This window comes from Paenibacillus sp. FSL R7-269, from assembly GCF_000517865.1.
Lineage (GTDB): Bacteria > Bacillota > Bacilli > Paenibacillales > Paenibacillaceae > Paenibacillus_AQ.
Genome location: NZ_ASPS01000013.1, coordinates 23,423 through 35,907, shown reverse-complemented (window position 1 = coordinate 35,907; position 12,485 = coordinate 23,423). Strand labels below are relative to the sequence as shown.

The window sequence follows — 12,485 nt, the reverse complement described above, 5'->3', positions numbered from 1 at the left end:
GGACGGCAAGTTAAAAACTCTAAATTATTCTCCGCCTTTATTCTTGGCTGCGATTTCTTCTGCAATACTTCTTGGAACTTCTTCATAGTGAGAAAGCTCCATTGAGAATACGCCGCGTCCTTGAGTACCGGAACGAAGTGTTGTAGAGTAACCGAACATTTCGGAGAGAGGCACCTTAGACCGGATAATCTGAGCTCCACCACGGGAGTCCATACCTTCGATCTTACCGCGACGGGAACTAAGCATCCCCATAACATCGCCCATATACTCCTCAGGAACAGTTACTTCCACTTTCATGATTGGCTCAAGCAGGACAGGTTTACACTTGTCTTTTGCAGCCTTAAGTGCCAATGATCCGGCAACTTTAAACGCCATTTCATTGGAGTCAACATCATGATAAGAACCATCTACGATAGTGGCTTTAACATCAACAAGCGGGAAGCCTGCGATAACACCATTTTTCATAGCTTCTTCAATACCCGCAAGTGCAGGAGCGACATATTCTCTAGGTACAGAACCGCCGACTACTTTACTTTCGAATTGGTTGCCAGTACCAGCCTCGAGAGGTTCGAATTCAACCCATACATGACCGTATTGACCACGTCCGCCGGATTGACGAACGAATTTACCTTCGACGCGAGCAGGCGCATTGAATGTTTCACGATAAGCAACCTGTGGTTTACCAACGTTAGTTTCAACGTGGAATTCACGGCGCATACGATCAATGATAATATCCAAGTGAAGTTCGCCCATACCTGCCAGGATAGTTTGGCCAGTTTCTTCATCAGTATGAGCACGAAGAGTTGGATCTTCTTCGGTCAGCTTACCGAGAGCAACGCCCAATTTATCTTGGTCGGCTTTGGTTTTTGGTTCAACAGCAATTTCGATAACCGGATCAGGGAAGTTCATGGATTCCAAGATAATTGGATTCTTCTCATCACACAGAGTATCGCCCGTGCTAGTATCTTTCAATCCTACTGCAGCAGCAATGTCACCAGAGTACACGATGGAAATCTCTTGGCGGCTGTTCGCATGCATTTGTAGAATACGGCCGATACGCTCACGTTTGTTCTTAGTAGCATTGACTACGTATGATCCGGACTCCAGAACACCAGAGTAAACACGGAAGAACGTAAGTTTGCCCACATAAGGGTCTGTCATGATTTTAAATGCCAAAGCTGAGAAAGGCTCTTCATCCGAAGAATGGCGAACCCCTTCAGTTCCATCATCATGATGACCAACAATAGCTGGTACATCAAGAGGCGATGGCAAGTAATCTACAACAGCGTCCAACATAAGTTGAACCCCTTTGTTACGATAAGAGGACCCAACAATTACAGGGAAAATCTTAACTTCACATACGCCTTTGCGCAATGCAGCTTTGATTTCTGGGATTGTTAGTTCTTCGCCTTCAAGGTACTTCATAGTAAGTTCTTCGTCAAGTTCAGCAACTTTCTCGATCAACTCAAGACGAAGTTCCTCAACCTTCGGAAGGTACTCAGCCGGAATATCCGTAACTTCAATGTTTTGACCCAGATCATCCTTAAACATGTGAGCTTTTTGCTCGATCAGGTCAATAATACCAATGAAGTCATTCTCTGCGCCGATCGGCAATTGAATAGCAACTGCATTCGCCATCAAACGATCACGCATAGAATCAATTACATTAAGGAAATCAGCACCGATAATATCCATTTTGTTAACATAGGCGATCCGCGGAACACTATAACGGTCAGCTTGTCTCCAAACAGTTTCGGACTGAGGTTCAACACCCTCTTTGGCGCTAAACACGCCTACTGCCCCATCCAATACACGCAAGGAACGTTCAACTTCAACGGTGAAGTCAACGTGTCCTGGGGTATCAATGATATTAACGCGGTTACCCTTCCAAGCAGCGGTGGTAGCAGCGGAAGTAATCGTAATTCCGCGCTCCTGTTCTTGCTCCATCCAGTCCATTGTAGCAGCACCTTCGTGAACTTCACCGATTTTGTGCGTACGGCCTGAGTAGAAAAGAATCCGCTCTGTGGTAGTAGTCTTACCAGCATCAATATGTGCCATGATCCCGATATTACGTGTATTTTTTAAGGAGAACTCTCTTGCCATGAAATGGATCTCCTTTCAAAATAGAAGTTATTTGAACGACTGCAATCCTACCAGCGGTAGTGAGCAAACGCTTTGTTCGCTTCAGCCATTTTGTGTGTATCTTCACGTTTCTTAACGGAAGCGCCTGTGTTGTTGGAAGCATCGATAATCTCAGCCGCCAAACGCTCTTCCATAGTCTTCTCACCGCGGTTGCGTGAGTAGTTTACAAGCCAACGTAATCCCAAAGCAGTACGTCTTTCAGGTTTAACCTCAATAGGTACTTGGTAGTTAGCACCGCCGACACGACGAGCTTTAACTTCCAATACAGGCATGATATTCTTGATGGCTGCTTCGAAAACCTCCATCGGCTCTTTACCTGTACGTTCTTGAATCAACTTGAACGAATTGTACAAAATGCTTTGAGCGACACCTCTTTTACCACCCAGCATAATACGGTTGATCAAACGAGTAACCAACTTGCTATTATACAATGGATCTGGCAATACATCTCTTTTAGTAACTGGACCTTTGCGTGGCATGGATATCCCCCTTTCTTATATGGTTATTATTCTGATAAGCTCATCTTATTTCTTGACTTTAGGACGTTTCGCACCATACTTGGAGCGAGCCTGCATCCGGTTAGCAACACCTGCAGTATCCAGTGCACCACGAACGATGTGGTAACGAACTCCTGCAAGGTCCTTAACTTTACCTCCGCGCAGCAATACTACACTGTGCTCTTGAAGGTTGTGTCCGATACCCGGAATGTAAGCAGTCACCTCAAGACGGTTCGTCAGACGAACACGGGCATACTTACGAAGTGCTGAGTTTGGTTTACGTGGAGTCATTGTGCCTACACGAGTGCATACACCGCGTTTCTGCGGAGCGCTCAAATTTGTAGCCTCACGCTTGAGGGCGTTGTACCCTTTTTGAAGAGCGGGAGATTTGGATTTTTCGATTTTGGCTTGACGGCCTTTACGAACCAGTTGATTAATAGTTGGCATGTTGTGCCACCCCCTTCCCGAAATGATAGTCAATTTACAAACACTAAGTCCACAGACCCAGGTGGTTCATAAAAAGACAAATGAAAAGTCCTTGCTGCCGAAGTGTACCCCGGTACAAAAACGTTCTCTTGCTGCTATTGTTTTAAGACGGCTGCCATCGCAGCACCAACTTCTATACCGCAGGCCTTGCCCAAATTCAGCATCGTGTCCACATATGTGACCTTCACACCTTGTTTGTTGCAAAGCATTACAATTCTGGAAGTAAGCCGTTGATCTCCGTCCTCTGCCACATAGACTTCTGCGGCTTGGCCCAACTCCACCGCCTTGACGGTTTGCTTGGAACCGATCTTGACCTGAGCATCCTGTAACCCTCTATCATCAGTCATGAAAAAACATTACCTCCGCTGAATAAGAATGACAAGACTACTCACGCACCTTAGACATTTTAGCATCCACAGTACATGATGTCAAGAATATCGACAATAAATTTATTAATAATCACAGCAGACAGCCGCGTCACGCAAAATTCTGCGTGACGCGAATACTGCTTGCCATGAGTATTTAATTATTCAGCCGGAACCGGCTCTAAAGCTTCTTCACTGCTTTCAGCATTTGGGTCACTGAGCTTCACATTGCGATAACGATTCATGCCAGTACCTGCAGGAATCAGCTTACCGATGATAACATTTTCTTTCAGACCCAGGAGCTTATCCACTTTACCCTTGATAGCTGCATCCGTTAAGACGCGGGTAGTTTCCTGGAAGGAAGCCGCAGACAGGAAGGAGTCCGTTTCCAGGGAAGCCTTGGTAATCCCGAGCAGTACCGGCTTGGCAACTGCAGGTTCATTACCGGCAAGAATGGCTTCCTTGTTAGCTGCTTCATATTCATGGATATCAGCAAACGCACCCGGCAGGAGATTGGTATCTCCGGCATCAATAATGCGGATTTTGCGCAGCATCTGCTTAATCATAACTTCAATGTGCTTATCATTAATTTCAACGCCCTGGTTACGGTATACACGCTGCACTTCTTGCAGAATGTAGTTCTGTACCCCGCGAATCCCTTTGATACGCAGCATTTCTTTAGGGTCAATGGAACCGTCTGTCAATTCATCGCCGGCCTCAATCTCCTGGCCTTCGCTGACACGCAGACGGGAGCCGTAAGTGATGGAATACGTCTTGGACTCTGCTTCCCCCTGGACTTCAATTTCACGGCGGTCCTTGGTTTCACGGATTTCCTTAACTACCCCGTCAATCTCACTGATTGTTGCCTGACCTTTAGGGTTACGGGCTTCAAACAGCTCCTGGATACGCGGCAAACCTTGCGTGATATCGTCTCCGGCAACACCACCGGTATGGAACGTACGCATGGTAAGCTGTGTTCCTGGTTCACCAATGGATTGTGCCGCGATAATACCGACAGCTTCCCCGATTTCCACGAACTTACCTGTTGCCAGGTTACGCCCGTAGCACTTCTTGCAGACACCGTGACGGGCACGGCAGCTCAGTACAGAGCGGATCTGCAGCTTGGTAATGCCGGCGTTCACGATCTCTTCAGCCTTATCCGAATCAATCAGATCGTTACGATGAACGATGATTTCCTTCGTTTCCGGATGACGGATAGTCTCAAAGGAGTAACGGCCTTCAATACGGTCGTACAGATCCTCGATAACTTCCTTACCATCTTGAATCCGGCTGACAGTGAAGCCTTTATCGGTACCACAATCTTCTTCGCGGACAATAACATCCTGCGCCACATCAACCAGACGGCGTGTCAAGTACCCGGAATCCGCTGTACGCAGCGCTGTATCGGCCAGACCTTTACGCGCTCCGTGAGTAGAGATAAAGTACTCGAGGACGGTCAGCCCTTCACGGAAGTTTGCTTTGATTGGCAATTCAAAGATTCGGCCCGAAGGTGTGGCCATCAGACCACGCATACCACCGAGCTGAGTGATCTGCGATTTGTTACCACGCGCCTTGGAATCCACCATAAGCATGATAGAGTTGAAACGGTCCATCGATTTGAGCAGCACGTTAGTAAGCTCATCCTTAGTCTTTGACCAAATTTCGATAACACGGTCATACCGCTCATCATTGGTGATCAGACCGCGGCGGTATTGGTTTGCAACTACATCAACCTTAGCTTCGGATTCTTTAAGAATGGTGACTTTTTCCTCAGGCACGATAACATCCGATACGGCAACCGTAACACCGGAACGAGTAGAGTACGTAAAGCCGAGTTGCTTAATTTTATCCAGAATTACTGAGGTCTTGGTAGTGTGATATGTCTCAAAGCAGCGGGCGATAATGAGGCCCAGATATTCTTTACCTACAGCGCTGGCTTCCGGAGCAGCCATGATCAGTTCGCGGACATCCGCACCCTTTTCATAGATAAAGTACTTTTCAGGTGTTCCCTGCAGCAGGTTGGTTTTGGTCGCTTCGTTGATATACGGGAAGCTGCTAGGATAGATTTCGTTGAAGATAATCTTTCCCACCGTAGTGATCAGCAAAGCATTTTGCTGCGCTTCTGTGAAGCAGGTTTTGCCCAGAGCTTTAGCTGGAATAGCAACACGCGCATGCAGACCGGCAGTTCCACGCTGATAAGCGGAGACCGCTTCGTTCACAGTACGCAAAATCATACCTGTTCCTTTTTCTTCATTGTTATCCATGGTCAGATAGAACGTACCAAGGACCATATCCTGAGAAGGAGTAACAACCGGCTTACCATCCTTAGGGTTCAAGATGTTACCAGATGCCAGCATGAGAATACGGGCTTCAGCTTGAGCTTCAGCGGACAGAGGAACGTGAACCGCCATCTGGTCACCGTCAAAGTCGGCATTGTAAGCCGTACATACAAGCGGGTGAAGACGGATCGCGTGGCCTTCTACTAGAATCGGCTCAAACGCCTGGATACCCAGTCTGTGCAGCGTGGGAGCACGGTTCAGCAGAACCGGATGCTCTCTGATTACTTCTTCAAGCACATCCCAGACTTCTGGACTTACGCGCTCTACCTTACGCTTCGCGCTCTTTATGTTATGGGCAAGCCCTTTGTTAACCAATTCTTTCATTACAAACGGTTTGAACAGCTCCAGTGCCATCTTCTTCGGAAGACCGCATTGGTACATCTTCAGGTAAGGACCTACTACGATAACCGAACGGCCGGAATAGTCGACACGCTTACCGAGCAAGTTCTGGCGGAAACGTCCCTGTTTACCTTTCAGCATATGGCTGAGCGATTTGAGCGGACGGTTACCAGGTCCCGTTACAGGACGGCCGCGGCGGCCGTTGTCAATCAGGGCATCTACTGCTTCCTGAAGCATCCGTTTCTCATTCTGAACGATAATGTCAGGAGCACCAAGATCCAGCAATCTTTTCAGACGGTTGTTCCGGTTAATTACACGCCGGTACAGGTCATTAAGGTCAGACGTAGCAAACCGGCCGCCATCCAGCTGAACCATGGGACGAAGCTCCGGCGGTATAACCGGGAGTACATCCATGATCATCCAGTCAGGCTTGTTACCGGAGTTGCGGAAGGCTTCAATGACTTCCAGACGTTTGATCGCCCGGTTACGTCGCTGGCCTTGAGCAGTACGCAGCTCTTCTTTGAGGAATTCCAGCTCTTTATCGATATCGATATCCTGAAGCAGCTTTTTGACGGCTTCCGCACCCATGCCAGCCTGGAATCCGTAGCCATATTTCTCACGGTAGCTGCGGTATTCTTTCTCGGACAGCAATTGTTTCTTCTCCAGTGGAGTTTCCCCCGGATCGGTTACAACATAAGATGCAAAGTAGATAATCTCTTCGAGCGATCTAGGAGACATATCCAGTGCCAGACCCATACGACTTGGAATACCTTTGAAATACCAGATATGAGATACCGGAGCTGCCAATTCGATGTGGCCCATACGTTCACGACGAACTTTAGCACGGGTAACCTCCACGCCGCAGCGGTCACACACAACGCCCTTATAACGAACGCGTTTGTATTTACCACAATGACATTCCCAGTCCTTTTGCGGTCCAAAAATACGTTCGCAAAAGAGACCCTCTTTTTCCGGTTTCAATGTACGATAGTTAATGGTTTCCGGTTTTTTAACTTCTCCGCGGGACCAAGAACGAATTTTTTCCGGGGAAGCGAGCCCGATTTTCATAAATTCAAAATTGTTAACGTCCAACAAGGAGCAACCCTCCTTAACCTATATCCTGATTTAGTACCACAGCCCTCTCTTGACGCTTAAGTCAACAGAGGGCGGGTCCTTTTGTATAATGAAATTAGTGGCTTGCTGGTGAACTACTCTATGCCGACTTCTGTGCCTTCCAAATTGAGGCTCAGCTTGTCGCCTGACGTCTCGTCCTCATCATCCAGTTCTCTCATCTCAATCTCCTGCTCGTCACCGCTAAGGATTTTGACGTCCATACCAAGCGACTGCAGTTCCTTGATCAATACTTTGAATGATTCCGGAACACCCGGTTCTGGAACGTTTTCGCCTTTGACAATGGATTCGTACGTTTTCACACGACCGACCACATCATCGGACTTCACAGTCAAAATCTCTTGCAGTGTATAAGCCGCACCGTAAGCTTCAAGCGCCCATACTTCCATTTCCCCGAAACGCTGTCCGCCGAACTGAGCTTTACCGCCCAGTGGCTGTTGTGTAACTAGGGAGTAAGGACCTGTAGAACGGGCATGGATCTTATCATCAACCATGTGCGCCAGCTTGATCATATGCATGACACCGACTGTAACCTCACGTTCGAAGCGTTCACCTGTACGTCCGTCATACAGTATGGTCTTACCATTACGCTGCATACCGGCTTCTTCCATCGTATCGAACACGTCATACTCACGGGCTCCGTCGAATACCGGAGTAGCTACGTGGATACCCAGACGCAGTGCAGCCATACCAATATGGACTTCCAGCACCTGTCCGATGTTCATACGGGAAGGAACGCCCAGCGGATTCAGGACAACCTGTACCGGCGTGCCATCCGGAAGGAACGGCATGTCTTCTTCTGGCAGAATACGGGCAACGACACCCTTGTTACCGTGACGTCCGGCCATCTTATCACCTTCAGAAATCTTACGCTTCTGGGCAATATAGACACGAACCAGTTGATTCACACCAGGAGGCAACTCATCGCCGTTCTCGCGAGTGAATACTTTTACGTCAACGACAATACCATCACTACCATGTGGAACGCGCAGAGAGGTATCACGAACTTCACGGGCTTTCTCACCGAAGATCGCGTGCAGCAGGCGTTCTTCAGCAGTCAACTCAGTTACACCCTTAGGAGTAACCTTACCTACCAGAATATCGCCGGCATTGATTTCCGCACCGATACGGATAATTCCGCGCTCATCCAAATTGCGGAGCGCCTCTTCACCGACGTTAGGAATATCACGCGTGATCTCTTCAGGTCCGAGCTTTGTATCACGAGCTTCGGATTCGTATTCCTCGATATGAATCGAAGTGTATACATCTTCCTTAACCAGCTTCTCACTCAGCAGGATCGCATCCTCGTAGTTGTAGCCTTCCCAAGTCATGAATGCAACGACTACGTTGCGGCCAAGCGCAAGTTCGCCCATTTCTGTGGAAGGTCCGTCTGCCAGGATGTCACCTTTTTTGACGATATCCCCACGTTTGGCCAGTGGACGCTGATTAATACAGGTACCCTGGTTCGAACGCATGAATTTGTGTAATTTATATTTAACGATATCGCCTTTGACTTCCTTGCCTTCAACTGCCTCAACACGGCGCAGCCAGATTTCATTGGCAGAGGAGCGTTCGATAATACCGTCATATTTGGAGACAATACATACGCCGGAGTCTTTAGCAGACTTATGCTCCATCCCTGTCCCTACAAGCGGAGCCTTAGGAATAAGAAGTGGAACGGCCTGACGCTGCATGTTAGATCCCATCAGTGCGCGGTTGGAGTCATCGTTCTCAAGGAACGGAATGAGCGCCGTTGCGACGGATACGACCTGTTTTGGCGAAACGTCCATGTAGTCTACGCGGTTGCTAGGCATGGTAGTGATGTTGTCTGAATCCTTGTTGTAACGAACGATAACCTGGTCTTCCTTGAAGGAGCCCTCTTCATCGATCAGTACATTCGCCTGTGCAACTACATAGTTATCTTCTTCATCGGCAGTCAGATAATCGATTTGCTCAGTTACCTTACCGGTCTTCGGATCCACCCAACGATACGGAGCTTCAATAAAGCCGTATTCATTGATGCGGGCGAAGGTGGACAAGGAGTTGATCAGGCCGATATTCGGACCTTCCGGAGTCTCGATAGGACACATACGGCCATAGTGACTGTGATGGACGTCGCGGACTTCAAAGCCTGCGCGTTCACGAGTCAGACCGCCGGGTCCGAGTGCAGACAGACGGCGCTTATGCGTAAGCTCGGCAAGCGGGTTCGTCTGGTCCATGAACTGGGACAGCTGCGAGCTGCCGAAGAACTCTTTGATGGACGCGATGACCGGACGGATGTTGATCAGTGCCTGCGGTGTAATCGCATTGGCATCCTGAATCGACATTCTCTCGCGGACTACGCGCTCCATCCGGGATAGACCGATACGGAACTGATTCTGCAGAAGCTCACCCACAGAACGCAGACGGCGGTTACCCAGGTGGTCAATATCATCCGTGTTGCCGATACCATGCAGCAAATTAATAAAGTAGCTGATTGAGGATATAATATCAGCCTGAGTAATGTGCTTAACCGATTTATCAATGTTGCCATTGGCAATCAGCTTAATGATACGACCCTCTTCGATTGGTGAGAATACATCAATCGTCTGAAGCGGAATGTCTTCGCTGTCCATTACCCCACCGGTTACACGGTAGTTTTTGGCAGCCATACTCTTCTCGAAATAAGGAATCAGCTCATCAAGCAGGCGGCGGTCCACCATTTGGCCGGATTCTGCCAGGATTTCTCCAGTAGACTCATCAACCAAAGGCTGTGCCAGACGCTGATTGAACAGACGATTCTTAATATGCAGCTTTTTATTGATTTTGTATCGGCCTACATTGGCCAAATCATAACGTTTCGGGTCAAAGAAACGCGCGACCAGTAAGCTCTTGGCATTATCAAGTGTAGGTGGTTCGCCCGGACGCAGACGCTCGTAGATTTCAATAAGCGCCTTCTCCGTTGAATCCGTGTTGTCTTTATCCAGCGTATTGCGAATATATTCATCATTGCCAAGCAGTTCCAGGATTTCAGCATCACTGCCGAAGCCCAGAGCACGCAAGAGGACTGTTACCGGGATCTTACGAGTCCGGTCGATACGGACATACATGATGTCCTTAGCGTCGGTCTCAAGCTCCAGCCAGGCTCCGCGATTCGGAATTACTGTGGCGGTGTAAGTTTTTTTGCCGTTCTTATCCACTTTTGTGCTGAAATAGACGCTTGGAGAGCGAACCAACTGGCTGACAATAACCCGTTCTGCACCATTGATAATAAAAGTGCCGGTTTCCGTCATCAGAGGGAAATCTCCCATGAACACTTCCTGCTCTTTAACCTCACCGGTCTCCTTATTGATGAGACGCACCTTCACACGCAGAGGAGCTGCATATGTTACGTCCCGCTCTTTAGCGTCGTCAACCGTGTACTTCGGTTCACCCAGGCTGTAATCAATGAACTCTAGTACCAAATTCCCTGTGAAATCCTGGATCGGCGAGATGTCCTGGAACATTTCCCGCAATCCTTCCTCCAAAAACCAATCATAAGATTTTTGTTGGATCTCGATCAGGTTCGGGACCTCGAGTACCTCGTTAATTCTCGCATAGCTCCGCCGAGTGCGTCGACCATACTGAACAAGATGTCCTGCCAACTTTACTCACCCCTCATGTCTACTCACTTAAAAATTGATTGCGAACCCTTGTTTGGACCCGTATAATGGAACCATAACAGAAGGATTCAGCCATAAATACAGAAAAGCCCCTTATCGAAATCTTTCGAAAAAAGAGCACATCTATTCACGGCCAAAATACTCCTTATCCAGTAGATTTGCCCAAAACGTGCGTATTATACGTCACCTGGCTACAGATCATGCGCTATTATCTATTGCCCCGGCGACCTTCGCCGTGACAGGAACATAGAGAACGGAATTCGCAAAAACCTGCCGTGCGGCATGCGCTTACCGGGCGACAATATATCACTTGACATTTCAGCAAACTAAAGACATGGAGCCTAGCTTAATACTGACATTTTATAATAATACCACTACGGACATCGCATGTCAATGAGTATTATTATTTATTTCTGAGCTTTTAAGATTCTATAGCCCTTGTCTTTCCCTACTTCTTCTACTACCGGGAACATACTCTCCAGCTTGGCAACCGCCGACGGCGCACCCTGCTTCTTCTGAATGACAACCCACAGACAACCGCCCTCATTCAAATGATCATACGCCTGTTCAAAAATCGCATGCACTACGGCCTTGCCGGCGCGAATCGGCGGGTTGGTTAGAATCACATCGAAAGTCTGCCCCTGCACTGCCGATAGCACATCACTTTCCATCACCGTAACATTGCGGATTCCATTATGCTGCGCATTCTCGCGGGCGAGCTCTACCGCACGGCTGTTGATATCAATCATCGTCACATGTCCCTTGGAAGCGAGATGCGCCGCACTAATCCCTATAGGCCCGTAACCACAGCCCACGTCCAGTACCTTCGCACCTTCCGGAATCTCCATCGCCTCAATCAGAACACGACTGCCATGATCAATATCTCCTTTAGAAAAAACACCGGCGTCGCTGGTAAAGCGGAGGCCTTTGCCTCTCAGCTCCGTATCGATGCTGCGTCTGTCATGACGCGCTTCAGGCTGCTGCGAGTAATAATGCTGCGACATACCATCCTCCCTTTCACGTTGAACTACATATCCCTGCAAGGCTCCCTTATAGAGCAACCCCCTTGAACAAGTTCAAGGGGGTTGCAGGAACCGGAGAGAATCACTTCTGCTCCGGGGCAGTACCTATTGAATCAACTTATTTTACTTCTACAACTGCGCCTGCTTCTTCCAATTTCGCTTTGGTAGCTTCGGCTTCTTCTTTGCTTACTTTTTCTTTGATTGCTTTTGGAGCGTTGTCTACAACTTCTTTAGCTTCTTTCAAGCCAAGACCTGTGATTTCGCGAACGATTTTGATAACGTTGATTTTGGAAGCGCCAGCGCTTGTCAAAATTACGTCGAATTCGGACTGTTCTGCTTCAACAGCAGCTACAGCGCCGCCAGCAGCTACTGGAGCTGCTGCAGTTACGCCAAATTCTTCTTCGATTGCTTTTACCAGGTCGTTCAGTTCCAGTACGCTCATGCCTTTAATTTCTTCTAAGATTGTTTCTTTGCTCATGATTGAACCTCCATTATATTTGAATTGGTTTGTGGTCTTGATTAT

The 12,485-nt window shown here is 48.2% G+C and carries 8 protein-coding genes; all 8 read right to left on the bottom strand.

All coding sequences use genetic code 11. The annotated features are described in order from the left end of the window. Positions 1 to 24: 24 nt before the first annotated feature. On the bottom strand, positions 25 to 2,103 hold the full coding sequence (fusA, locus tag C162_RS05880) for an elongation factor G (protein WP_036692374.1): 2,079 nt from the start codon (positions 2,101 to 2,103) through the stop codon (positions 25 to 27). A gap of 47 nt (positions 2,104 to 2,150) precedes the next feature. Further along, entirely contained in the window at positions 2,151 to 2,621 is a 471-nt protein-coding gene (rpsG, locus tag C162_RS05875) for a 30S ribosomal protein S7 (protein WP_020427074.1), read from the bottom strand. A gap of 45 nt (positions 2,622 to 2,666) precedes the next feature. Next, the gene (gene rpsL, locus C162_RS05870) at positions 2,667 to 3,086 is read right to left on the bottom strand and encodes a 30S ribosomal protein S12 (RefSeq protein WP_036692370.1); all 420 of its coding nucleotides are present in this window, start codon (positions 3,084 to 3,086) and stop codon (positions 2,667 to 2,669) included. 134 nt (positions 3,087 to 3,220) lie between these two features. Beyond that, entirely contained in the window at positions 3,221 to 3,472 is a 252-nt protein-coding gene (locus tag C162_RS05865; protein ID WP_036692367.1) for a ribosomal L7Ae/L30e/S12e/Gadd45 family protein, read from the bottom strand. A 179-nt stretch (positions 3,473 to 3,651) separates the two neighbouring features. Then, positions 3,652 to 7,263, bottom strand: coding sequence for a DNA-directed RNA polymerase subunit beta' (gene rpoC / locus C162_RS05860; RefSeq protein WP_036692365.1), 3,612 nt, complete (start codon positions 7,261 to 7,263; stop codon positions 3,652 to 3,654). Between the two features lie 113 nt (positions 7,264 to 7,376). Then, positions 7,377 to 10,922, bottom strand: a complete 3,546-nt coding sequence (gene rpoB / locus C162_RS05855) for a DNA-directed RNA polymerase subunit beta (RefSeq protein ID WP_036692364.1) — start codon at positions 10,920 to 10,922, stop codon at positions 7,377 to 7,379. A gap of 425 nt (positions 10,923 to 11,347) precedes the next feature. Beyond that, positions 11,348 to 11,944 (bottom strand): class I SAM-dependent methyltransferase, encoded by a 597-nt coding sequence (locus C162_RS05850; protein ID WP_036692362.1) that lies wholly within the window; start codon positions 11,942 to 11,944, stop codon positions 11,348 to 11,350. A gap of 136 nt (positions 11,945 to 12,080) precedes the next feature. Next, entirely contained in the window at positions 12,081 to 12,440 is a 360-nt protein-coding gene (gene rplL, locus C162_RS05845; RefSeq protein ID WP_036692360.1) for a 50S ribosomal protein L7/L12, read from the bottom strand. Between the last annotated feature and the right edge of the window lie 45 nt (positions 12,441 to 12,485).